Raw genomic sequence first — 24,531 nt, 5'->3', positions numbered from 1 at the left:
GTTATTTTCTTTGCAATACCTCTTCAATTTGTCTGATTAATTCTTGTCCTTCATCGTTGCTGGGGTCGCTTACTTGTGAGACCGCAAAATTTCCTTTTTTATCAATCAAATAGTAGGCGGGAATCCCCGTTACGCCGTAGTTTTTAGTAATCGTGCTATTTTCGTCAGCTCTCAGGTTGATGCCTTTTACATCATACATTTTTATCGCTTCACGCCATTCAGTTTCGTTATCGAGCGAAATCTGAATAAAAACTACTTCATCTTGAAACTTTGCTTTCACAGTTTCCATAAATTTCATGTCATAAATACACGGGCCACACCAACTTGCCCAAAAATCAAGATAGACCGTCTTACCAAGGAAATCTTTGAGCGAAACTTCTTTACCATCAATATCTTTTAGCTTGAATGGTTTGGCGGGTGAGCCTTTAGCAAGAGTTTTAGAGAAACTTACCTTTTTAGAAAGATAATTTTTATAGTCTCGACTGGTGGCAGTTGCCAGAAAATCATCGACCATTGCTTGTATTTTTGGCGTGATGTTTTCGGCTTCAATCATATTTTTGAGCTTGAAGGCCGTGACTCTTTCTATCAATTGAAAAGAAAAATAGGCACGAGAATACGATGATTTGATGAGGTTAATCTCTTCGAGTTCGGTCAAATCTTTACGTTTTCTGACGGCCGATTTTGCTACAAACAAGTCCATGAGGTTCTGAAACATATTGCCATATTCGAGCGAATGAGCCTGAACAGAGTCGGGGAGTTCTTCGATTTTTAGTGAACTTTTTACTTTTTCTTCTGTCCAAGAGCCGTACTTGCTTCCCGACAAAAAATTGACTTTGTAGTTTTGTAGTGTGCCAATAATATCGGCCTTACGAGATTGGATGAAGTTTTCAGAAAGAAAAGGTGTTTTCTCCAAAAACTCTATTTGTGCTTGTTGTTCGTTGTCCAGAAAATCAAAATATTGTTCTTGTGGAGCTTTGCTGAGGGCATCAGCTTCTTTTTCAAAATCTCGTTTTTCTTCAAACTTTTCTCGTTGTTTTACGTAGTAATTGAGTTTGTCCGACCCCATTCCTGTAAATTTTAACGAAGGCCAAAAGTTTTTAGGAGTAAATTTCATTGAAATATCGTCGTCTGGTTCGATGATCCAATAATGAAAACCTTGGTCAGCGTAATAAAAATCAATGTATGCTACGTGGTTGAGACTCGTGCTGAAACTAAACTGATTTTTATCATTGAGTTTGATTTCGTATTCTTCTTCTTCACCCACCCAGTCTCGGTAAAGCGTAATCAAAACTTTTCTTTCGGTGGGATTTTGTACTTCACCTGAGAGTTTGAATACACCTTGAGCTGAACAAATATTTGATAAAAACGCAAACAGGAATAAGAAGCGAATCATAGTTATTTGATTTATGAAGACTGGCTTTCGTAATAGTTCTTGTGGAAAACGAAAATAGCCAGCGAAAAATTGACTGATGCCATCAAAATTACTGGAATTTTGAACATTATCAATAGTAAAAACAGAATTCCTGCAAAAAACAACCGCTGTAAGTAGGCATCGTTTGATACATTATTGATATACTGTGTATGATGATTAAGAAATATCATCGAAAGAATAAAAATAGTGAGTTGCAGAGCAAAGAAATAATTTACACCTTCGGGTAGGTTACGGAGTAAAACTATCAATTCAGGAATGAGCAGCAAAGAGTAGGTTCGTAAGTAACCCAAAATTCGCTGATGTAAGTTTATAGGAAGATTACGGCTAAAGGATAAAAATTGATTTTCATAATAGAAAAACTGCTGACAAAAAACGGTGTGACCAGCTGCTGCAAAAAGTCCGCCGAGAGCCAAAAGGCGTTCGTCGTATGCATCGGTAGGGTAGAGGCTGCAAACGCCAATAAGCATAAAGCAAGAAAAAAGTTTACTCAATAGGAGTAATACAGGTTGTTTGGCAAATAAATATCTTATGAAAAAAATATACGATGGAGTTTTGAAGCGACTAAGAAGATTTTGAATAGGTTTTGATGAAGCTCGAACAACATTTGGGTGCTTGATGCGATATTCATAAACGATGATTCCTACTATAACTAACAGGATATTGAAACCAATAATAGCCGATGTTTCTAAAAATTTACTTTGTTCGATACCAATTTTTATCATCCAAAGTGAATAGAGTACGGTGAGTTGAAGCAAAGAAAGTTGCATTAAACCCAGTGCTAAATAGCGTTTTAGTGGCGAAAATAGACGGATATGATATAGAAACTCATTGTTTTTCGATTCAAACATTCGGAGCGAGAATAATATTACTTTTAGAGCGTGCAATGCCCAAGCAATAAATATTAAACCCAGAAGTGAAGGCAGATTTAATGCACTTTTAATGATGGTTTTATGCTCTTCGGCCCGCATGAAGCCAAAAGAAAACATCATTACGGCAAATATGAATACCGCATTTTGACGATAATATTCTTTCGTAATAGTCAGGCTGAGTATGCGAGAGAATGTTTTCATAATTGCGTAATGGTTTGATTTTGAACCAAATACATATTTTTAATGGCCAATTTCTCGAATCGGAAGTCTTGATGTGAAGAAAGTAGAAAACTCACACCTTGTTTTTCGGCATATTCTTTTACAAGTTCATAGACAATTTGCACCGAGCGGTCGTCAATCGTAATGAGTGGTTCGTCGAGCATGATTAAGCTGGGTTTTCCGAGAAATGCACTCAATAATGATACTTTTTTGAGCATTCCACTCGAATAAGTGCCGATAGCCGATTTCCAATAGACATCTACACCCAGAGTTTCGGCTAAATTTTTTAATTGTGAGGTTTCGGCTTTTTTAGCTTCGGCAATGAAACTTAACAAATCATAAGCCGATAAATAATCAGGATAGAGTGGGTCGGCTTCACTCATGTTTACTTGCATTCGGTAGGGAACTGCGTCTTTTCTGATATCGAGATTATTCCAAGAAATATTACCATCAAAAGGAATAATTCCTGCTACTGAACGAAAGAAAGTTGATTTGCCCGAACCATTGATTCCCTTGAACCAATGAATTCCTTCGGGAATCTCTAAATTTTCAACCGCAACGATTATGTGGTTATTGTAGCTTTTTGAAAAGTTTTTGACTTTTAACATCTTAACGATTTTTTGAATGACGATTTACGATTTTTTTTGAATTTCTGCGAAAATATTTACATCAACGGTAGGTACCCGATTTAACTAAAGAGTTACGATTATTTTAAATTTTTTGTGAATATCAAATTAACCACGGAGTTTAAAAGAGTTTTTCACGGAGTTTTACAAAGTTTTTGGTGCTTTTTCCTCAGTGAAACTCCGTGAAAGAACCGCTACGGCGGACCGTTCTAATAACTCAGTGGTTAAAAAAAACTACAAAAATTGACAGAGAATCAGAATTAATTATTAAAATATTTTAAAAATAAAATTCTATACATTCTTTGAAAAAGAATATTTGGCAAAAATGCTAAAAAACGGTTAAAAAATCGGTTTTTGTACTATTATAAGGAAGTATTGCAAACTGACCCAGAAAAGTGATATTTTGACTGCTATTTAGTCTATTAATTTAATAGGATTATTCAAATTTTCTCTTGAAGTATTCCGAAAAACGTTGTAATATTCTAATATTCTGCTATAATTTTAAAACAACTTTCAGAATTTAATGATTTCTTAATTGACTTGTGTTCAATTACTTACATACATTTGCAACACAAAGGTTTTCGACGGAGACAAATAATTGATATGACTTTTTTTAGTTTTAACTTTTTAAAATATTACTCCAATCGAAACGAAAACAAAGAAAATTATGAAGAAATTAGCATTAGTATTAGGACTTGCTGCGACAATAGTTTCGGCAACTGCCACTCAAGGAATGGCACAAGCGAAAGCTGCTTCAGGAACGCCTGCTTCAGGAAAAACGACATCAACAGCTACGGTTACAAATCTGAGCGTTCAAGACATGGGAAGTCTTCGCTTTAAGTTAGCTTTTGAAAACCCTTTGCGACAAAAGACGAAAATATATTTACTTGATAAAGAAAGCAATGTGTTATTCGATGAGTACACATTCGGTAATACTCAATATGTTAGAGCTTTTAACCTTTCTAACTTGACTGACGGTGAATATAGTTTCGTAGTAGAAACAGGTAAAGAAAAATTGAAAAAAGATTTTGCTATCACTACTAAAACTCTCAGAGGCGTTTCTTTGGCGAGTAATTAATTTGACTTACACTTTTAAAATAACAGATCAACATTTAAACAATTAAGAAAATGAACAAGAACACTAAAAATATCATCAAAGCATTAGCACTAGTATTTACATTAGCAACTGCTACAACAGAAGGAATGGCTCAAACAAAAGCAGCGGGTAAAGTTGCCTCTACAGAAAAAAATGCTTTGAGCGTTCAAGATTTAGGAAACTTACGTTTCAAACTCGCTTTTGAAAACCCTTCAAAACAAAAAACTAAAATCTCTTTGGTTGATAAAGAAAACAATCTGTTTTTCTACGATTATCCATCAAATGATGTTCAATACGTAAAAGCTTTTGATTTGTCTAATTTAGTTGATGGCGAATATACATTCGTTGTAGAATTAGGAACTGAAAAATTGAAAAAAGATTTTGTAATCACTACACAATCTTTACGTGGAATTGCTTTGGCAGGTGACGACCGTAAATAATATGGAGTGTTGTCAGCAAAACCCAGACAAACTTCGTCAACACTAAAAACCTTTGTATAAAAACAATAGCCGTTGCATTTGCAACGGCTATTGTTTTTATACAGCAACTGGTGCTTTTATACCTGGATATGGATCATATTCTGAAAGTGTAAAATCTTCAAATCTGAAATCAAAAATGCTTTTTACGTCTGGATTTAAAGTCATTTTAGGTAATTTTCTTGGTTCACGAGAAAGTTGTTTTTCTACTTGCTCCAAATGGTTTGAATAAATATGCGTATCGCCACCCGTCCAGATAAATTCGTGGGCTTCGAGTCCGCATTCTTGAGCAACCATCATCGTGAAAAGTGCATACGAAGCAATATTAAACGGAACACCCAAAAATACATCGGCACTTCGTTGGTATAGTTGGCACGAAAGCTTATTATCAGCCACATAGAACTGAAAAAAAGCATGGCAAGGCATCAATGCCATTTTCGATAATTCACCAACATTCCAAGCTGAAACAATGATTCGGCGAGAATCAGGTGATTTTTTTAATTGATTAAGCACATCTTTCAATTGGTCAATCACTTGTCCGTTTGGAGCTTCCCAACTACGCCATTGTTTGCCATAAACTGGACCTAAATCTCCGTTTTCGTCAGCCCATTCGTCCCAAATCGAAACACCATTTTCTTTTAAATAAGCGGTATTTGTTTCGCCTTTAATAAACCAAAGTAGCTCATGAATGATAGATTTTGTATGTACTTTTTTGGTAGTCACGAGGGGAAAACCTTCTTGTAGATTGAAACGCATTTGATAACCAAAAACACTTATTGTGCCAGTGCCAGTACGGTCAGTTTTTTTTGTGCCGTTTTCGAGAATATGCTTTAGTAAATCGTGATATTGCTTCATTTGGGATAAAATCTTGGAGTTTTTTTGGCAAATATAATAGATAAAGATGCTTTTTCCATGTAAAAAAGAAAACCCTTCAAATCTTTGAGAAATGAGGGTTAGTTTTAGGTTTCTTTACAAAAAAATCTACCAAAAGCCCCCTTTGTATATAAACATAAAAAGATTTGATCCTACATTTTCGATTTAACTTTTGGATATTTTTTTGCAAGTTTTTCAGTAAAATGTCCTCTTTTGGGGTAGTTTGCTCGACATTGAATTTTCAAGACTCATCAAATTGTTTAGCTCTATTGGGGTTTAGCTTACAATGAGTGAGAGTAATGTAGGAAATCTCGAGATTTGATATGATAATAAATTATAAGTACTCTAAAAATCATTTATAAATGAGATGCCTTTCTTTTGTTTTGGAGTCGAGAAATTATAACTAAAGAACTTCTGGAAAGCAAATAATTTACCTAAGCTCAGTCCAGCCATAATCAAGAGTAGATTTGGCGGGCAGATGTCACATCGCAATAGTAGCATTGTTATAGAAATAAAAGGGATTTCTATACATGCGATAAAGCTTGAGAATTAAGAAAATTGTAAAACAAAACCATCGGTGAAAATTAAAACACCTTATTTTTGAACTTTTTCTTTGTACTCAGAAGGTAATACACCATAAATTTCTTGAAAAACTTTTCCGAAATAACTGAGGCTATCGAATCCAACATTGAAAGCAATCTCGGATACATTTCCCGCATTTTGTCTGAGTAACTGGGCTGCTTTTTCTAAGCGGTAGTTTCTGATAAACTCTACAATTGTTTGATTACTCAGTGCCTTGATTTTGCGACGAAGTTGAGTCGGACTGAGCGATAACTCTCCGGCCAATTGTTCGATACTAAACTGAGAGTCAGACAAATGAGTATCAAGAACCCCTGTTACTTTTTTAATAAAATGTTCATCAATGACATTGACTTTTACATCTAAGGGTTTTTGATTATTATTTTTCTGATAATATTTGTTTAACTTTTCACGAATCACGAGTAGATTTTTCACTCGTGCCTGCATTTCTTGGCTATTGAATGGCTTTGTCAGATAATCATCAGCACCAAGTTCAAAGCCTTCAATTCGACTCTCGATATTAGCCTTCGCCGTGAGCATTACAATTGGAATATGGCTTGTTTTTTCATCAGCTTTCAGAAACTTACAAAACTCAAAACCATCCATCTCGGGCATCATCAAATCGCTGATGATAATATCTGGTACTTGTGCCGTTGCTTTCTCGATACCGTCTTTTCCGTTGACGGCCTCAATGATTTTGTATTCTTTCTCAAAAATACTACGCAAATATTTTCTTATGTCTTCGTTGTCATCAACAATCAAAAGAATGTTCTCATTGTCGAGTAAGACGTCTTGTTCGGTGGTTACTTTTTCTGAGGGTTTTGATTCAAAATCTGGCTCTCTTACCGTTGTTTCGCTTGTTTCAATAATAAAACCTTTCCAAGTATTCATGTCAATCGGTAAACTAACTGTAAAAGTTGTTCCAACATCTTTTTGACTATTCACTGATATTTTGCCTTTAAGAACCGCCACTAGTTCTTTCACCAAAGCCAGCCCAATACCTGTTCCTTCATATTTCCGATTTTGTGTATCGTCAACTTGAAAGAAACGGTCAAATATTTTATTTAATTTCTCAGATTCGATACCAATGCCTGTATCGTTTACCTCAATCGACATTGTTTTCTGTAACTCATCAAATTTTGTCGAAATCCTTACCAGACCATTTTTAGGTGTGAATTTAAAAGCATTTGAAAGAAGATTTGTTACTATTTTTTCAATTTTATCTCTGTCGATGAAACCGTAAGTTTCAGTTTTACTAATATGTCTTTCAAAATTTATTTCTCGACTTTCAGCCAAAGAAGCAAACGAACTTGTGAGTGTGCGTAAATATTGCGTGATATTTTGCTGACTTATTTCTGGCTTCATTTGCCCTGCTTCGAGTTTGCTAATATCAAGTAACTGATTGATTAGTTTCAGAAGCCTATCTGTATTTCGTTGAATCAGCGGAATCAGTTTGTCGGTTGGGTATTTATCGGCCAATTGTTGGAATGGTCCTGTTATAAGTGTAAGTGGTGTACGGAGTTCGTGTGAAATATTAGTAAAGAAAGTAGTCTTGAGGTTGTCCAGTTCTTTTAACTTCCTATTTTGTTCGATGTTGAATTTTAATTGCTGCTCTGTCAGAATTTTGATTAACTCAGTATTTCTAAAAATTCGACCTAAGAAAAAGATAAAAAAGAAAAATTCAGCAAAAAAGAAATAATATGAAAGCGTATAAATAGGTTGCATTTCTATCCAGCCGAGTAATCTGACATTGAGTAAAAACGTGCTAAGTAGGCCAAAAATAAAGAGAATACTATAATATTTGGCAAATGTAACCTTCTTTATAATAAAATAGACATTCAACAAAATATAATATGCCGCCGAGTAAACAAGGGTATATACTCCAGCCTTTAACCAATACCATTGATAATCGACAAATATGATTACATTAAAAAAAACATTGATAACCAAAAAGAAACTGATGAGATAGATATGGACTTTAGAAAGTTTATGAACCAGAAATGCCACTAAAATAAAAATCCCAGTTCCCAAAGTTCCTGAGTTATAGCATAAATAATCTATTTTTTGAGCTAATTCGGGAATATCTGTAAAAAGCGGCCCTGCAATATTGATATATCCCCAATAGTTGAAAGTACGTATAACGGTATATAAAGAGAATAGCCTAAATGATAAATCGTTAACTACAAAGAAACTCAGGACTAATACCAAAAAAAGTCTGAAAAACATCAAACCATTCAAAAAGCCCTGCCCCGAAAAATCATCCATTCTAAACTTTGTGTATGAGTCTTTGGTGTGTAGCCTCAATTCAGCATAGTGCCCACGCTTGCTTGTGAGCTTGATATAGATTGTTTTTGTTTGATTAGGTTTTAGATCAAAAACAAATTTTGGGTCTTGGTCAATAAATTTTTTATCTCTTTCTGAGGTAATTATTTTTTGTTGTTTGTGTAAGAAATTCTTCATTTCGGAATTATCCGCAATATAAAAATCAAGCTGTTCAACTAATGGATTTGACCAAATTAAAGTGTAGTTTTCTTGGGAAGAATCAGTGTTTTTTAAATTGAAACGAACCCAAAAAACATCATTAGAGTACGGAAATAAGAAATGGTCTTTGGTTGATTTATAAAATGGCTTTTGAGTGATTTCGACTAAAGGTATGGATGCAGTTGAATCCTTAAATATCTCGACTGAAGTCGTAATGTTTAAAGGGAATTTGTCGGCATTTTGGAGTGAAATTGCTTGTGCATTTATTTCAAAACTAAACAAGCAAAATACAATTACGTTAAAGGCTAATTGTGTAGTTCTCATGGTTTGGGTTGTATCTCTGTGCCGGCAAATATAGTGCATGAGATAACTATTCTCCAACCAAATTTTTACTAAAAAAAATAGTGTGATTCAGTAACAAATAAAATTTTTCATTTTACAGGCTTAAATTGCTTTTTTTTTGAATTACTTCAATTTTATCTAAACAATTTTTAATTCTTCTTCTCGAAGCAGTAAATTTTTCACCATTTGAAAGTTTTAGCGTAAGTTTATTTCTTTCAAGGCTATAAGTTGAGATATACTCAATATTAAGAATATGACTACGACTGATTCGGATGAAATTATCGTAGTCAATGGAAGAGTGGACTAAGTGAAGCGTCTGTGATGCAATCGTTTTTATTTTATTAGTTGTATGAATCAGTGTATAATTACTTTCACTTTGCAAATACATTATCTCATTGATTTCAATTTGATGACGACGTGTTAAGTAAAGAGTTTTCATGGCACAAAGCTGGTTGTAATAACGGCAAAATTAATGAATGAAAAACTTTTTTTATTAGCTCAAAAATGACATTTTTTAGCTCATTTCTTACAAAATGCTTGAAAAAACGTTTTTTACCCATTTTTGCCGATCGTATTGTGAATCTACAAAATTGTTTTGGGTTACTTCTGGTTAAATGCTGAACACAAAAGTAGCTGGCAAAAACAATTGGCGTATGCGTAAAAATACCTGTTTTTTGGTTGTAAATGTTTTTCATTAGCGGAAACCTCTATAAGAATTTCATCATATGAAGTATCCGAATCAAAAGCTTTTATTTACTTTTACGGTCAAAACTAACTTAATCAATTGAAGCGTAAACTATTTTTACTCCACGAACACATCAAACAAGATTGGCGATATTTAACAATGCTTGCCTATCTTATTGTAGCTATTTTGACAACCATTCTTCATTTTTTCAGAAAAGGGCAAGAAGGAGTGCTACTTGATGGTTATCTTTCTACATTGGCCAGTATCGTGGCAACTTTGGTTGTAACAACTTTCTCATTTGTATTTGTGGCTTTACAGTTGGCTTCGGTGCAGTTTTCTCCCCGAATTATTCGTTCTTTTTTTGAATATGACCATTTCAGCCGTTTTTTTCTGTGGTCGTTTTTGGCTTGTGTGGGTTATTTGATGGGCTTGCAATATTTTGGACTTTCGGATGCATCACTTATTTACCCAAAATTCGGAATCGTTGGTTCGTTTTATCTCATTCTTTTGGTTTTTCCGCTGTTTATTCACCACGTAGTTGATAATATAAATGCATCAAGTATTACGCAAAATATTGCTAAACGGACTATCAAAGAAATAAACGAATTATATGATGTAGCTGATTTTCAGTCGAGTAAGTCCAATAAACTCTTGATTGTCATTAAAGAAAGTGGTTATCTTGATTCAATAAGATACAAAAGTTTATATCAGATAATTCCCGAAAATAGCCAATCTAAAATTTCGGTAAAACCCCACGTAGGAAGTTTTGTGCTGGAAGGAATGCCATTGGTCGAAATTGAATGTTCGGAATCCGAACGAGATTTTTATCAACAGAACCTCTCAAAAATTGCTAATCAGTTTATTATCAGTAAGTTTCGTAGCTATGAGCAAGATATTCCTTTTGGCATCCGCCAATTGGTTGATATTGCCATCAAGGCCATTTCACCCGCAGTCAATGACCCAACTACGGCTCTCAACTGCATTGATTATCTGGGAAACATTATCAAAAAAGCAGCCTCGAGTAACACAATCTCAAAAGAAGCGACTTTACTCCAACAAAAAAACATTCATATTCGAGAATTCAATTTTGAGCAGTTGGTCGATTTGGCTTTCGACCAAATTTATCATTGGGGAAAAGAAGATTATATAATTGTTCGGCATCTTATCAAAACGATTACGAATATTTTACCATTTATAAACGACCCTGATAAACTTTTTTTACTTCTCGCAGAAGTTGAAGATATGGAATTATCGTTCTTGAAAGAAAACTACGAAGAATTGGCTAAAAAAGAAGAAAATATTTGCCCATTTAAGCGAGCTGAGCATCGAAATAGTTTGAGAGATTATTTAGTAGATTATTACGAAGCAGCCATTATTCAAATTGATAAAATTGGACTTTCGGATGAAAAACTCAAAGCCATCAAGAAATCATATGAGCGAAATCGGGCATTTGTGCTTCGCCATCGAGAGTAGGATTGATGATATAGTAGCCTTACTGGCACAAGCAAAGCTATTTTTAGTTTTTGTTTGATAGTAAGTGATTATCTTGATTTCTACATTATTTCAAATAGCCCATGTTTTTTATCAAAAATTAGCTTTACCTTTTCGCCTACTTTAAGGTTATGATTGGGTAGTTCTATATCTATTGATTTGCTGGTGCTATCAATACAATTTGGGCATTTAGATGGCAAACAATTAGAACGGAATATACTATAATAATAATAATGCTTTTAAGGCTTTTCATTCGGCCATTCCAACCATAGCCACCTTGAAGCAAGTATCCACCAATACAAACGCCCTTGCAATGCCCCGCTGGAAAAAATAGATGCTCTTTGTAGAGTGCTTTCATCAAAACACTTCCGCCTACACCTGGCCCTGCTTCGGCAGTCATGGCTTCTTTATTTACAGAGTATTGATTGAAGTTTTTCATCAGAATTAAAATCGCATCTTCTCTAATGAAATTGGCACTAAAGCTATGTCCACCCGAGCTAATGGTGATTCGTTTTCCTATTTCTAAGTCAAGGTAACCAGTATTATGAAGATGCCGTACATTTTCAAACCAAAGTCCTTGTTTTTCAGGCTTTTTGCTTGCTTTCTTGACCAATTCAGGAATTGGTCGGATGATTTCATTATAAAATTTGGCATGTGGTAGAGCCAAATCTTTGGTCTGATAACCAATGTATTTCTTTTGATTTTTCATGCAAACAAATATGTTCGACAAAATTGTTTAATATAAGCTAAAAAAATATGACCAATATGGCCATAAAAATATTTTACTCAGATTATTACTTCATTAGACACTTGAGCATTAGATTTTTGATTTTTTGTCTGCGTTGTCGCATCAATTCCATCATTTGCTCATCAGTTCTGTTCTCTTTAGTTTTTATGTAGATATATCCCAAATAAGGAGTAGCACAGAGCGAATAAATATTCATCATCAGGTCTTCTCCAGTAAATTCTGATTCAATATTATTGCCTTTTTGCCTTTCAGCGTTTAAAAGTACCTCTAAACGATGTGGAAAATCATCATCCGAGTTTGTTGCAAGCATATTCACTACATCTAGCGATTCGTTGATGATATTTACAACGAAACTTGGTAAAGTTGGCTTTGCTTCGAACAAATCGCATAGTGTATCGATCATTAACGAAACTAACTGAACCAAATCCAGATTCTGCTCCATCAACCGAGCCAAATGAGGAAATACAACTCCCAAAGTATTATTCATTACTGCTTGAAATAACTCTTCTTTGGTGCTGAAATAATAGTGTAACATCGTCCGACTAATTCCTGCTTCTTGTGCTATTTCGGTTGTGCGAGTTCCTTTAAAACCATTTCTGTGAAACACTTTTTCGGCAGCAGCAAATATCTTTTCTTTGGTGTCGTGGTCAATTTTAGGCATAAAATATTTTTGTTCGACAAAAATGTTTAAAATAAAATATTTGCTGCTTGAAAATAGATAGTTTATCTAAAAATATCACGACGGCGTTTCTTTCGGAAATACTTTTTGAAACCCAAGTAAAGGAAGAGAATTGAAGCTACGCCAAAAAGTAATGAAAGCGAATTAAGTGAAACCAAAGCAAGCAAAATGGCAATGCCTAAAATGATAAAACCAGTATAAATAGTAGAACTAAGAGGAACTGGTTTTCGGCGTTTTTTAACAGTTTTTTTGTCTTTTGTGTGCTGATTTGGGAATACTTTTTCAAAAAAAGTTTCTTGTTTTCTACTGATATTTTTTCGGTTTTTTCTTCTTCCATCATCTTGGATTTGTTGTTTTTGAATAATTGCCTCATTCGTTTCTAACCCAAAAACTTTGATTGGTTCAGTAAAAGAATCTTGTGTAGAAGCAATCAGGGCGGAGGGGGCGGGTTGAGTAATTCTAACAGGAATTGCTATGGACTTTTTTGGAGAAGTATAATTGATGTTTGGAGACTTCTGAAAACTTGCAAATTCTTTTCTACACGATACAAGTAGTGTAAAAGAAAGAAATAAAAACGTTAGTTTTTTCATTAATTTAATTAGAGAAAATCTATTTTTAGACATACAAAACGTTGTTTTTACTAATTTGTTGCTAATTATTGCTCAAACAGAAAAATTTCATCGAGTCTTATTCAAAAAAATAGGGGAAGATAATTTTATTTATCTTCCCCTTCGTATTTATTTATCTAATTGAATGTTATTTAAAATAAATAACGTTTTCTTTTTGCTTCTGTTTTTTATCAATTACGGCACCAACACCAGCTCCTGCACCAGCACCAAGTACACCACCAACAATTGCTCCTTGACCTTTCTTTTTAGATACAACCGCACCCGTTACTGCACCAACACCTGCACCGATGATTGCACCTTTAGCTACATTACTCATTTTCTTTTTCTTGTTAGTACTTGCATAACTCACAGGTGTTGAAGGAGTTGTGCTTCTTGAACTTGAAGTATAGGCATTTGAAGAGGTACTATTGACTGTATTTGCTTTCGTTGGGTTTACCTCAGATGCCATTTTCAATGAATCAATTTGTCTTTGTTGTTGGCTTATCAAATGTACTTGCTTCATTGAGTCAATGGCTGCTTGTTTTGCTTTTGTAATTTCAGCATCCGAATTAGTCGCTTTTGAATTACAACCATATATTCCTGTAAGTGTCATTAAAATCAAAATTACTTTTTTCATGGTATTCTATGTTTTAGTGTTAGAGAATTGATTGACTGAATCAATTTATGTTTACACCTAAAACTTTTGTGCCATCATGGGAGAGGCTATATTTTGTAATTTATTGGGGAAAATATTCCCCGAATAGGGATGGTTTATATGAGACTCTGATAAAATGAGCTGCCGTTTTTATTAATTATTTCAAAATATTCTCATTTAGTGTAAACTTCAAACCAAATCCAAGTAATTTTAGTTAACCTAAGTAGAATTTGCGTAATTTTGCAAAAAGTTGATAAGATTGTATAGTCAATCAAACAACTAAATAGCTTTTGGGGAGCATTTGGCAATAACTGCCGACGGTGAACCAAAAATTACAGACTATTTATATGATAGAAAGACCAATAACCGACTGGTTGCCACTTACCAAAAAAGAAGTTGAGAAAAGAGGCTGGACCGATGTTGATGTAGTATTGATTTCGGGCGATGCCTATGTTGACCACCCCGCTTTTGGAACGGCTGTAATCGGTAGGATTATAGAAAGCGAAGGCTTTCGAATTGCAATCGTGGCACAACCAAACTGGCAGGACGATTTGCGTGATTTTAAGAAATTTGGTAAGCCCAAATACTTCTTTGGCGTAACGGCAGGTTGTATGGATTCGATGGTGAATCATTACACAGCCAACAAGCGTTTACGCTCCAATGACTCTTACACCCCAGGTGGTGAAGCGGGTTTTAGACCCGATTATGCAACCACTGTTTATTCCAAAATTTTAAAGCAGCTTTACCCTGATGTACCAGTGTTAATTGGTGGAATAGAGGCATCGCTTCGTCGTGTGACGCACTATGATTATTGGAAAGATGAACTTATGCCAACAATTTTGGCCGATTCGGAAGCAGATATGCTGGTTTATGGCATGGGTGAGCAACCATTGCGTGAATTATTAAGCCGTTTGAAAAATGGTGAAACATTTGAGCAAGTAAGAGACATCAATCAGGTTGCGTATTTGCACGAATCGCATGATGATATTCCTGAGCATAAAGGGTGGAGTTCGGTAGAAATTGCGAGCCACGAAGTGTGTTTAGTTGATAAAATCAAATATGCTTCTAATTTTAAAGTTGTAGAAGTAGAATCAAATAAATGGCAAGCAAATAGAATTTTGCAGAAAGTAGGAGAGAAGACATTGGTGATAAATCCACCTTTCAAGACAATGGAAGAAAAGGAAATCGACCAGTCTTTTGATTTGCCTTATACTCGTTTGCCACATCCGAAATACAAAAATCGTGGGCCGATTCCTGCCTATGATATGATTAAGTTTTCGATAAATATGCATCGTGGATGTTTCGGAGGTTGTAGTTTCTGCACAATTTCAGCTCATCAAGGCAAATTTATTGCTTCTCGCTCCGAAAACTCAATTATGAAAGAGGTTGAGCAGATTACGAAACACCCCGAATTTAAAGGTTATATTTCAGATTTGGGTGGGCCGTCGGCTAATATGTACAAGATGAAAGGCAAAGACGAGTCTATTTGTAATCGTTGCCAAGCTCCGAGTTGTATTCACCCAGTTATTTGTTCGAATCTTGATACCTCGCACAAGCCAATTACTGAAATTTACCGAAAAGTAGATGCTCATCCCGAAATCAAAAAAGCGTTCGTTGGGTCGGGTGTTCGATACGATTTATTGGTCGATGATTTTAATAAAAATAACAAAGATGGCAATCATGACGAATACATGGAGCAGCTCGTTACTCGCCATGTTTCGGGGCGTTTGAAGGTTGCACCTGAGCATACATCAGACGATACTTTGCGTGTTATGCGTAAGCCATCGTTTAAGTATTTTAGAAAATTCAAGGAAAAATACGACAAGATTCAAGACAAGCATAATCTAAAGCAGCCGTTGATTCCGTATTTTATTTCGTCACACCCAGGTTGTGAAGAAGCCGATATGGCTAATTTGGCCGCCGAAACCAAAGATTTAGGTTTTCAGTTGGAGCAAGTGCAAGATTTTACACCAACACCAATGACTGTAGCAGAGGTGATTTATTACACGGGTGTGCATCCTTACACACTTCAGCCTATCAAAACAGCCAAAACTCGTGAGGAAAAGCTGGCACAAAATCGCTTCTTTTTTTGGTACAAACCTGAGTTTAGAAGTTGGATTCGTAGTCGATTGCACAAACTCAATCGACCTGATTTGGCAGATAGATTACTGGCAAGTCCGAAGAAAAAAGAACAGCAAATTCAAGCTGTGGCGGTAGGAGATAAGAAGAAGAAAAAGAAGAAATGGTAATATAGATTTATATGAAATCGGCAAAATTTTACTTTTGCCGATTTTTTGTTTTATTGCTTCTGATAAACCCTTACGTAATCAACTTCATATTTAATTAGCTTAGTTTCTGGCTTTGGTTCACCACCATTTTGCCCACCGATTGCCAAATTTAGTAGCAAAAAATGCGGTTGTAAGAATGGATTTTTACCATCAGGATTGATAGTCTCTGAAAGCGACGTTGAATTGAGTAATTCGTCATCTAAATACAGATTGATGCTTTCGGGAGTCCAGTCCATTCTCCAAATATGAAATTGGTTTACCCAATCTTTATTTTTATCGGTAAAATGCTTCAAACTCGTTTTTGAATCGTCCCATTTGGCTACGTATTGTTTATCTGTTCCGTAGGCTACATTTGCCAAAATCGTTGGCTCAGATTTTACCCGATAAAATTCCATCATATCAATTTCTCCATTAGATGGCCATTGCCCCGAATTCCCCAAAGTCCAAATAGCTGGCCACGAACCAAGCGTTGTGTCGATTTTGGCTCTGATGATGAAAGTACCAAACTTCCATTCTTGTAAGCCTTTGGTTTGAATACTGGCCGATGTAAAATTGATTTCTTTTCTGTTTTTTCGCCAATTTGTGTTTCCTTCTTCAAAATTTGGGTTAGGAATTTGCACTCTTTTACCTTCAATTAGCAAAACACCATTTTGGCAAGTAGCATTTTCTTCTTGATACCATTGTAATTCTTCGTTTCTGACAAATCCTTTTTCTGACTTCCAAAATTTGGAATTTGGTTTGCCGTTTGTATTAAATTCATCTTGCCAAACGAGTTTCATGCCTTTTAAGGTTGTCGCTTGGCTGAAATCGGGAAGTAAAGGATTGTTTTTTTGTCCGAAGGTAATAGAAATGCCAACGAAGAGAGCAAAAAAGAGGGTTTTGTTCATTTGATTTTTTTGATATTTATTATTCCTAACTATTGGCTAAGTTACAAATATTTGTATTCAAAGTAAAAATAAAAAAGCCCTCAATAGAAAAAATGAGGGCTTTCCTGATAAACTTTAGGTGATAAAAAAGTATGGCTTTATGGCATTTTTGTAGTCTTAGCATTTGTAAATTCTACGCCAGGGAAACCAATTTTCTCGACTTCATTAAGAGTTAAGATAAGAAGTTTAATCTTTATTACATTACTGTTATTTTTTGATATGTTTTCTTATCTCTTGTTGTCAACTGTAAATAATAGTCACCTTTTTTAAGGGTAGAGGTTTCAATCTCAACATTATAAATACCAGCTTTATAAATTACTTTATCTATTATCCTTAGTTTTTCGCCAGCGAAATCATTTAAGAGCATGAGTGTAACATCGTCGTCTTTATCTAATTTGAACTCAAAAAAAACTTTTTTATCATTGACGGTAGCAAAAACATTTGGTTCAAATTTGATGTCTGACGATGGTTCGGTAACTGAAGCTGCAAAACCACCATCATTGGAAGCCAATAGAATATTGTTAGAGTTTTGCTTATTACTTTCAATAATTGGAACACTAAAGGCAGCAGGTGATGGAGGACATCCCTCAATATTTGCGGTAAAGATACTACCAGCTTTAACCTGAAAGCCAGGTTTCATTGTTACAGATTTGGCTGCTTTCATTGTTACATTACTAGGTGTTTCAACCGTACCTGTTGTTTCCAATAATGATTTATGGTAAGTTCCTGCTGAAATAGCAGTATTTCCAATATTATTATTATTCAATACAAATACGTTTCCTCCATTCAAACAATCATCGGCATCATCATTGAGAATAGTAGCAGTCATTGTGTAGCTTGCACTAATGCCATAATCTCCACCTTCGTTAACTGTAATAATGATGGTTTCATCGCTTTCAAAAATACCGTCTCCAATTGGGTCAATTGATAGTTTAGCTGTTTTTTGACCTTGTAAAATAGTGATTGTTCCATCTGTTCCATTAAATTGATTTGTCAGTATTTTTCTGCCGGTAGTTAAGTTACTCGGAGAAAAAGAAGTTGAGTAATCTACTCCATATCTTGCACTACCTGAAATCGCATAATTTATCACATAATTATTAGGTACATTTGCAGGTAGATTAAAGTAGAAGTCTAAGGTGCCCGAGGCGTTTTCAAGCATCGAAATGGAAGTATTAGGACTATTTAATGTAGGGTTTTTATTAGTTTCAGTAGGAGCAGATATATTTGATGGACTTAAAGATACAGCTTTATTACCTGTAGCAGGCACGAAAGTTCCAAGTATAAATTTCCAAGTATCAGATGAACTCTTTACGTTTCCAGCTAAATCGCGGATGTTTAGGAGTGTAACTTTCATACTATCACCTGCTACACCCATAGTACTGAGGGGCATAATCATTATTTTGTTTTCAAAACAACCAAATTGGGCAGAAACAACAGCATTAGTTTTTGCATTTCTTAGAATTAAATTGGTGTTATTCATATTAGCACAGCCCAATACCTCATTGTATGTTGCCGAAATTTGGTCACCGATTACATAATTATCATCGGCTGGTTCGGGGCTTCCAAACAAAATCGGAGCCACTCGGTCAATCACACCCGTTACTACTGGGGTATAGACTACGTTAGTACCACACAGCAGTTTTAATCTAAAATTGTATTTACCATCTGTAAGTGTAGATATATTCCAATCAACTTGCGTACCTGCTGCCGCATCGGGTGATAGCTGAGCGGCGGTTCGGGTAAACCCTGTAAACCAACTACTCGAACCAACGTTTGAATATTCAAGAGAGACATTGGTTAGGTTAGCCACAACATAATTCTTCATTATAATCGGAACAATGGTAGTGTTTATTCTAAAATCATTTACAGGTGAGAACAATGTAATACTACTACATGGATTACCGAAAAAGGCATTCAAATCTACTGATTTACTTATATCACCGCCACAATTATCCGAAAGCTTAAATTTAAGGCCTGGGTAAGAAAATATAGTAGATGCTCCTCTTTTTACTTTTACAATCACATTCACACTTCCCCCATAAGCAATGGTGTAGTTTGTACTACCAACTACGGGGCTTCCGCCTATGGTAACTATAGCTCCATTGGGGTTGCTTGACTGGTCAAAACTTAAACTATAGGTCCGGGCTTCTCCACTCTGACTAATATTAGATAGTTGGAGTACAAATTCGGCTTCGCCGGCAGGGTCATTCACCGTTTGAGTTGGCGTAGCACATACCAGTTGCATATCGTCACGTGGCTGTGTTCCTTCTTCGTTAGGACAGCTCGATGTACCTGCCACTAATTCAAATACTGGAGTGGAGTAAACTGGGTCTTTTTTTATATCAATCGAAAAGAAGTCACCAGAGTCTTTATCATCAAGGACATAGCCCGTTGTTGTGCTACCACTTAGGGTAGTAGTTGTACTTTCTCCTGATTCCATTTTAAGGTTTGTAATCGAACCCCCTGCTGCACCACTACCAGCGATTTCAAATCCCAATTCTAAGGCTATCTCGGTGTTAATTTCCATACCAAATTCTACTGTGTTTGAAAGGGTTGCAGTTGCAGTCGTAGTAGAGGTTATAGGCCCCACTGCCCCATCAAATGACCTGTTTTTTTCGAATGCTGCCGTTTTTTTGTTACGTTCGTTGTTACTAATCACTTGTTCCCATACAGAGATTTGATTGGCAAATTTTGCTTTTTGGGCCGCAGTATTGCTTGGATTATCTCTAAATGCCCTTAAAGTGGGTAGAATTGAATTTACAATATGACTTTCAGAATATACATAGTCCGTAGCAAAACCATCAGGAGCAATGATGAGATCAATTGTTTTTGCTAAATTACAAGGAGGTGTATAGGAAATTATATTTACTTTTGAATATAGCAAGTTAATCGCTGACCCAATGAAAACATCTCCTTGAGCTCCAGTAACCTCTGAGTTATTGGCAGTCGAAAACTGTTCGGTTGTACTGACCGAAACTATTGTTTCAGCTGTGGTAACATTTCTGCCACTAACCGTAACACCACCACCAATTGTACCCCATGCTTCATTTTCTATTTCTACCCCTATACCAGTTGACGTTTTAGCTCCTACCTTTAAAGTGAGCCATAAATTTTCGCTACCACCTTTGGCTTTAAAGAATCTAAAAGCATTCTCTGTTGTAGTATTTGTTTCCCAAAAACTATAACTTAGGTCACCTGGTGGATCGTGTAATACTTTTATTGGTACCTCGGGGGATACTGTGGTAAATGTTCCGATATCAGCTTTGAGACCCGTAACCACCACATTTTTATTGATAGCTGTGGCTGGTCTTTTGAATATATCGGTATATCTTAAATTGAATGTCTTAAAATAAGGACAGACGATATTTGGTGTTCCACCAAATATTTTTGTCTCGATAACGCCAGTGGGATTCGGAAAAGAAATGTCTTCACTGGTATCATCCTTCTGTATATTGGTAGAAAGGTAAACTATACTATCTTTGGCTGGGCATGTCTTGGCGGGACCTTGCCACACTTTAATCGTATAAGCCACACTATCATTTTGGGCTACGACAGAAAAGGCAGGAGTTGAACCCTGACCTGAACAAAGGTTAGTATTAGGAGTACAAACAGTAGCAAGACCTATTACCTCTAATACTGGAGCTCTCGGATAAACTAAATTGAGTACTCTATTGGTTGTATCAATATCTCGTATTAGTGAATCTTGATTCAAAACCTGATTATTTAAAAAATCTGTAATCGTTAAGTTTTCAAGGTCATTGCCAGTTCCTCCTTTAACGAAACTTACCACATTTGCTCGATATTTGCCTGCTGGAAGTCTGATGGAATAATAGCCAGTAACTGCATTAGTAGTTATTTCTTTTATTAAACAACCAGATACAGGATTGCCATTAATTGGAGGCAAAACTTGGGTAAAACGTAGTGTAGCCCGACCAATAAACTCTTCACAACCAGCCAATACTTTACCCGAAATAGTAAAAGTGGTAGTGTCTTTAAAATTTACATTTTCGATGGATGGTGTCTCACCAACTGCCAAAACTATGTTGGCAGGTGCAAACTTATGGTTTTTGTAACGAGGTTTTATGGTATAATTCCGCTGTTCATCTACCGAAAGGCCGTACGTTCCATCAGCAATGGTTTTATTTCCTGAGTAAGTATTATCAATTAAAAACTCAACGTCTTTAATCGCACAAACAATCGGAATAGTGGGTGTTCCATTTACACAGGTAGCACATTCTTGGGTTACCTTACCCGTAATGCTAAATGTAGTTTTATCAACAAAATTTACATTTTCCGCCACAGGGGCTACCTGTGAAATAGTCTTATCCAAAAAAACTTGTTCAAAAACATGGGCAGCTGGTCCAATTCCTTTTGAAGGTGTAATACGAAAATTAGCAGCAGCTCCCGAACCATTAGCGGTATTCCCATAATATAAACCAACTGGGGCAAAAGTATAAATCCCATCAACACCTGTGGTAGTAGTATAGGTAGTATTTAATACACCACCCGAAGGTGCAGGATTGCTGGTTCTGACGGCGGTAATGGTAACATTATTGACCCCTGCCCCTGTTTTACTTACAACTCTTCCTGTTAGTTGGCCATTCGGAAAGACAACATTCATCGAAACAACATTGGAAGTTGCCGTCGTACTTGTACAAGTGCTTGTTGTTTTTCTTCTATATTGCGTTGGGACCGTCAATGTTGGTATCGTAAAAGTTTGCCCAGTACCTCCTCCAGCGTTAACCCAACCTCCTCCATCATTTTTTTCCCAAGAAATAGTAAATCCTGGGGTCCCACTGCCATTTGCAATTGAAGTAAGCGTTCCAGAGGCTTGCTCGTGAGGTGTAGGTATTACCAGTGACGTTGCCGAACCATTAATGCCAATTGTACCACCGTTGGCAGTAGGGCTTAGTTTTACAAAACCTACTGCGGGTGTTTCTGCTCGAACCCCACAAAAGTCTTGGGCCACTCTTCTAAAACCAACGGCGTCAAAGGTTCCCATACTACCCAGATTTGTAGCGGATGCACCCGTACCAGCATCTGTGTAGACCGTATATGCCGAATAACCATCCGCATTTGTGTAGTTCCTTCGCTCCCAAGCGTAAGTAATTGTATTATTTGTTGCTTGGGTGGATGCTGAAACTGAATTCGAAAAACCCGTTAAAGTTGCAGCTGGACAAAAACCTATAACACTTTCATTGGTCCCGGTATGCACAACTGAACCTGGATTGATGAGCAAATCGGATGTCTGAAGACTAAGTTTGAAATTACCCTCTGTCGTAGAATAAAAGCCTTCTACAATTACGGCATAACTACCTGAGCATAAGTCTAATTGTTTATATGACTTGGAGCTACCACCACTGTCATCATCCCCACCAACATAACTATTGAAAGAACCATCACTATTTAGTTTTACTACATGCAGATATGTATCAAAATTTGTTTCGGTAAAAGCCGTAGAAAAAATAACCCTCTTTGTTGTGCCAGTAATGTTAAATTTATAGCTTACATCTTGTCCAAGTTTAAATAGAGAATTTGTAGATGATGTCCACTCATTCGTATATCCTAAGGCAGCATCAGCATCTGCAGGAGCTGCTCGGTTGGCATTGGTATGTGTCAATGTTCCTGCCGAAAGGGTTCCAAAATTTAAAGGAGATGCTTTTGTGCCGTTGGTATATCGCCAAACGTGTTGAACAATATAATTGCCAATCCAAGTCGTAGTACCACTTTGATTGATACCTCGGACACCTTCACTGTTCCAAACACCAGGAAGCGAATTTGTTAGCTGTACAGACCTAAACTCCCATCCAGCATAATCATCACCAGAATCGTAAACATATCTGTCACCTCCATCATCTTCCCAAGCAAATACCTCATAATACATCGTTCCAGTTCCACCAATTACTGAACCCATTTTGCCTGTGACCGTTGGACCCCATGCTGTTACCCAAGTATCGAATCCATAAGTGTACTTGGGTGTATTGGCTGCACCAAATGCTGCCGAAAATTGTGAAATAGGTTGACCTGCCACACCATTTACTGCCCTTGAAATGAAGGAAGCCTCAGCTTGGCTTACTCCGTCGTGTAGATTTGCTCCATCCCACGAGCCTTGCACAAAATTCATTTGCATATTGTAGGTATTGCCATTGGTTACCTGTGCAAAGGCCAATGGTCCTACAAACATTGTGATTATAAAAGTGATTCTAAAAAATAAAGTTGTTTTCATGGTAATATAATAGTTTTAGAAAACTTTGATTTTGACTCAATGATTTTAAAATAATAGGGGATAGTTTTCTTTAAGTTTGTTTAGTCTTCGGCGAGAAACAGACATTGCATCGCCATTGAAAAGCAGGATAGAACAAGCGTTTTTTTGAATCAAGGCTTTTTGAATGAAAGAAACATTGACCAAGTTTGAGCGGTTTATTTTTATAAAATCATCATTGTTTAAAAGCTTCTCAAAAACTTTCATATTGTAGGCGGAAAGAATACTTTTTCCATCTCGTAGATAAAAAAGAGTATAATTGATGGAAGATTCAAGATAGCCGATGCTTTCTTGATTCATGTCTTTTAAAATTTTAGGAGTTTTCATGCTTATAAAGTAAATTAGTTGTTTTTACAAAATTGAAGGAATTAATTTTAAAAATAAATAACCCTAAAAGGTGAAATAATGGCTGATTATAATTTAATTATCACCCGATAGGGTGATAGGGATTTCGTTCTAAAAAAAATATTTTTGTAGAAAATTTATGATTATGAATAAGACAAGAATCAGCATCATAGAAGACAATAGAATTATCAGAGATAATGTATCGAAGTTTATTGCTTTTCATGAAGAGTTTGAATTAGTGATAGTTGAAGGCTCGGTGGAGGCGTTTTTGCAAGAAAAAAACTTTAATCCCAGCAAACAATCCGATATTTTATTGCTCGACATTGGCTTACCCGGAATGTCAGGTTTAGATGCTTTGCCCATTTTGCTCGATTTGATGCCCGAAATCAATATAATAATTTTAAGTACCTACGAAGAAGAAGATGTTATATTGAAGGCCTTATGTTCGGGAGCATGCTCTTATATATCAAAAAAAGCAGGCCTTTCCGAAATCGTGGATGCCATTCGTATCGTTGTCAACGGTGGCTCGTATATGTCGCCCAGTATTGCCAGAGAAATCATCAATCACTTCATGGGTGGGCGAGTGAGCAAAGCCACGATACTATCTGACCGCCAAAAAGAAATTTTAGAAAAATTGGTTGATGGGAAAAGCTACCAAATTATCTCCGAAGAGTTGTTTATTTCGGTCGAAACCGTACGTTCACATATCAAAAAGATGTATAAAATCTTGCAAGTCAATAATAAGACCGAAGCAATAAATAAATATATGAAAGGACAAATTGGGTGATTTTTTTTAATATCTTTGCTTAAAACAGCCATATTCTTGAAAAAAAATATACAATTCAGGCTAT

General features: G+C 35.9%; 18 protein-coding genes. 5 read left to right on the top strand and 13 right to left on the bottom strand.

What is annotated here, in order from left to right:
- Nucleotide 1 precedes the first annotated feature (1 nt).
- Genes A6M55_RS12325 through A6M55_RS12315 form a run of 3 tightly spaced genes read right to left on the bottom strand, consistent with a single transcriptional unit; the run spans nt 2 to nt 3,128 of the window.
- A complete protein-coding gene (locus A6M55_RS12325; RefSeq protein WP_064197886.1) occupies nt 2-1,393 on the bottom strand; it encodes a TlpA disulfide reductase family protein in 1,392 nt (463 codons plus the stop codon).
- Nucleotides 1,394-1,404: 11 nt separating this feature from the next.
- On the bottom strand, nt 1,405-2,502 hold the full coding sequence (locus A6M55_RS12320; RefSeq protein ID WP_064197885.1) for a hypothetical protein: 1,098 nt from the start codon (nt 2,500-2,502) through the stop codon (nt 1,405-1,407).
- Complete coding sequence (locus A6M55_RS12315) at nt 2,499-3,128, bottom strand: ATP-binding cassette domain-containing protein (RefSeq protein WP_064197884.1); 630 nt, start codon at nt 3,126-3,128, stop codon at nt 2,499-2,501. Before A6M55_RS12315 ends, A6M55_RS12320 begins: the two co-directional genes overlap by 4 nt.
- Nucleotides 3,129-3,813: 685 nt before the next feature.
- Here A6M55_RS12315 and A6M55_RS12310 point away from each other — a divergent pair.
- Nucleotides 3,814-4,224 carry a hypothetical protein gene (locus A6M55_RS12310; protein ID WP_064197883.1) on the top strand — a complete coding sequence of 137 codons (411 nt, stop codon included), beginning with the start codon at nt 3,814-3,816 and terminating at the stop codon, nt 4,222-4,224.
- Between the two features lie 50 nt (nt 4,225-4,274).
- A complete protein-coding gene (locus A6M55_RS12305; RefSeq protein WP_064197882.1) occupies nt 4,275-4,682 on the top strand; it encodes a hypothetical protein in 408 nt (135 codons plus the stop codon).
- A 96-nt stretch (nt 4,683-4,778) separates the two neighbouring features.
- On the opposite strand, the gene A6M55_RS12300 is transcribed toward A6M55_RS12305, so the two are convergent.
- The 3 genes from A6M55_RS12300 to A6M55_RS12290 form a co-directional block, all read right to left on the bottom strand.
- Nucleotides 4,779-5,573 (bottom strand): thymidylate synthase, encoded by a 795-nt coding sequence (locus tag A6M55_RS12300; RefSeq protein WP_064197881.1) that lies wholly within the window; start codon nt 5,571-5,573, stop codon nt 4,779-4,781.
- A gap of 612 nt (nt 5,574-6,185) precedes the next feature.
- Nucleotides 6,186-8,975 (bottom strand): response regulator, encoded by a 2,790-nt coding sequence (locus A6M55_RS12295; protein WP_064197880.1) that lies wholly within the window; start codon nt 8,973-8,975, stop codon nt 6,186-6,188.
- Between the two features lie 112 nt (nt 8,976-9,087).
- Complete coding sequence (locus A6M55_RS12290) at nt 9,088-9,432, bottom strand: LytTR family DNA-binding domain-containing protein (RefSeq protein WP_064197879.1); 345 nt, start codon at nt 9,430-9,432, stop codon at nt 9,088-9,090.
- A gap of 345 nt (nt 9,433-9,777) precedes the next feature.
- Here A6M55_RS12290 and A6M55_RS12280 point away from each other — a divergent pair, with 345 nt between their 5' ends.
- Nucleotides 9,778-11,151 carry a DUF2254 domain-containing protein gene (locus A6M55_RS12280; protein ID WP_064197877.1) on the top strand — a complete coding sequence of 458 codons (1,374 nt, stop codon included), beginning with the start codon at nt 9,778-9,780 and terminating at the stop codon, nt 11,149-11,151.
- A 169-nt stretch (nt 11,152-11,320) separates the two neighbouring features.
- Here the strand turns inward: A6M55_RS12280 and A6M55_RS12275 are convergent, their stop codons facing one another.
- From A6M55_RS12275 to A6M55_RS12260, 4 genes are all read right to left on the bottom strand, one after another.
- Nucleotides 11,321-11,878 carry an FAD-binding protein gene (locus A6M55_RS12275; protein WP_064197876.1) on the bottom strand — a complete coding sequence of 186 codons (558 nt, stop codon included), beginning with the start codon at nt 11,876-11,878 and terminating at the stop codon, nt 11,321-11,323.
- An 85-nt stretch (nt 11,879-11,963) separates the two neighbouring features.
- Nucleotides 11,964-12,578: a TetR/AcrR family transcriptional regulator gene (locus tag A6M55_RS12270; RefSeq protein ID WP_064197875.1), complete on the bottom strand. Its 615-nt coding sequence runs from the start codon at nt 12,576-12,578 to the stop codon at nt 11,964-11,966.
- A 62-nt stretch (nt 12,579-12,640) separates the two neighbouring features.
- A complete protein-coding gene (locus tag A6M55_RS12265; RefSeq protein ID WP_064197874.1) occupies nt 12,641-13,186 on the bottom strand; it encodes a hypothetical protein in 546 nt (181 codons plus the stop codon).
- Between the two features lie 166 nt (nt 13,187-13,352).
- Nucleotides 13,353-13,841 (bottom strand): YMGG-like glycine zipper-containing protein, encoded by a 489-nt coding sequence (locus tag A6M55_RS12260; protein ID WP_064197873.1) that lies wholly within the window; start codon nt 13,839-13,841, stop codon nt 13,353-13,355.
- Nucleotides 13,842-14,206: 365 nt separating this feature from the next.
- Between A6M55_RS12260 and A6M55_RS12255 the strand changes: the two genes are divergently transcribed.
- Nucleotides 14,207-16,108, top strand: a complete 1,902-nt coding sequence (locus A6M55_RS12255; RefSeq protein ID WP_064197904.1) for a YgiQ family radical SAM protein — start codon at nt 14,207-14,209, stop codon at nt 16,106-16,108.
- A 50-nt stretch (nt 16,109-16,158) separates the two neighbouring features.
- On the opposite strand, the gene A6M55_RS12250 is transcribed toward A6M55_RS12255, so the two are convergent.
- From A6M55_RS12250 to A6M55_RS12240, 3 genes are all read right to left on the bottom strand, one after another.
- Complete coding sequence (locus A6M55_RS12250; RefSeq protein WP_064197872.1) at nt 16,159-17,034, bottom strand: family 16 glycosylhydrolase; 876 nt, start codon at nt 17,032-17,034, stop codon at nt 16,159-16,161.
- A 235-nt stretch (nt 17,035-17,269) separates the two neighbouring features.
- Nucleotides 17,270-23,299 (bottom strand): 3-coathanger stack domain-containing protein, encoded by a 6,030-nt coding sequence (locus tag A6M55_RS12245; protein ID WP_064197871.1) that lies wholly within the window; start codon nt 23,297-23,299, stop codon nt 17,270-17,272.
- A 45-nt stretch (nt 23,300-23,344) separates the two neighbouring features.
- Nucleotides 23,345-23,662 (bottom strand): LytTR family DNA-binding domain-containing protein, encoded by a 318-nt coding sequence (locus A6M55_RS12240; RefSeq protein WP_064197870.1) that lies wholly within the window; start codon nt 23,660-23,662, stop codon nt 23,345-23,347.
- A 163-nt stretch (nt 23,663-23,825) separates the two neighbouring features.
- Between A6M55_RS12240 and A6M55_RS12235 the strand changes: the two genes are divergently transcribed.
- Nucleotides 23,826-24,467 carry a response regulator transcription factor gene (locus A6M55_RS12235; protein ID WP_064197903.1) on the top strand — a complete coding sequence of 214 codons (642 nt, stop codon included), beginning with the start codon at nt 23,826-23,828 and terminating at the stop codon, nt 24,465-24,467.
- Nucleotides 24,468-24,531: the final 64 nt, after the last annotated feature.

This window comes from Emticicia sp. MM, assembly GCF_001649495.1.
The sequence above is the reverse complement of the archived record's forward strand: the minus strand, read 5'-3'. Positions and strand labels throughout refer to the sequence as shown.

Coding starts and splice junctions, on each gene's coding strand:
- A6M55_RS12315 (WP_064197884.1), bottom strand. CDS start 3,128: ATGTTAAAAGTCAAAAACTTTTCAAAAAGCTACAATAACCACATAATC.
- A6M55_RS12235 (WP_064197903.1), top strand. CDS start 23,826: ATGAATAAGACAAGAATCAGCATCATAGAAGACAATAGAATTATCAGA.
- A6M55_RS12260 (WP_064197873.1), bottom strand. CDS start 13,841: ATGAAAAAAGTAATTTTGATTTTAATGACACTTACAGGAATATATGGT.
- A6M55_RS12240 (WP_064197870.1), bottom strand. CDS start 23,662: ATGAAAACTCCTAAAATTTTAAAAGACATGAATCAAGAAAGCATCGGC.
- A6M55_RS12320 (WP_064197885.1), bottom strand. CDS start 2,502: ATGAAAACATTCTCTCGCATACTCAGCCTGACTATTACGAAAGAATAT.
- A6M55_RS12325 (WP_064197886.1), bottom strand. CDS start 1,393: ATGATTCGCTTCTTATTCCTGTTTGCGTTTTTATCAAATATTTGTTCA.
- A6M55_RS12290 (WP_064197879.1), bottom strand. CDS start 9,432: ATGAAAACTCTTTACTTAACACGTCGTCATCAAATTGAAATCAATGAG.
- A6M55_RS12275 (WP_064197876.1), bottom strand. CDS start 11,878: ATGAAAAATCAAAAGAAATACATTGGTTATCAGACCAAAGATTTGGCT.
- A6M55_RS12250 (WP_064197872.1), bottom strand. CDS start 17,034: ATGAACAAAACCCTCTTTTTTGCTCTCTTCGTTGGCATTTCTATTACC.
- A6M55_RS12255 (WP_064197904.1), top strand. CDS start 14,207: ATGATAGAAAGACCAATAACCGACTGGTTGCCACTTACCAAAAAAGAA.
- A6M55_RS12310 (WP_064197883.1), top strand. CDS start 3,814: ATGAAGAAATTAGCATTAGTATTAGGACTTGCTGCGACAATAGTTTCG.
- A6M55_RS12245 (WP_064197871.1), bottom strand. CDS start 23,299: ATGAAAACAACTTTATTTTTTAGAATCACTTTTATAATCACAATGTTT.
- A6M55_RS12295 (WP_064197880.1), bottom strand. CDS start 8,975: ATGAGAACTACACAATTAGCCTTTAACGTAATTGTATTTTGCTTGTTT.
- A6M55_RS12265 (WP_064197874.1), bottom strand. CDS start 13,186: ATGAAAAAACTAACGTTTTTATTTCTTTCTTTTACACTACTTGTATCG.
- A6M55_RS12300 (WP_064197881.1), bottom strand. CDS start 5,573: ATGAAGCAATATCACGATTTACTAAAGCATATTCTCGAAAACGGCACA.
- A6M55_RS12305 (WP_064197882.1), top strand. CDS start 4,275: ATGAACAAGAACACTAAAAATATCATCAAAGCATTAGCACTAGTATTT.
- A6M55_RS12270 (WP_064197875.1), bottom strand. CDS start 12,578: ATGCCTAAAATTGACCACGACACCAAAGAAAAGATATTTGCTGCTGCC.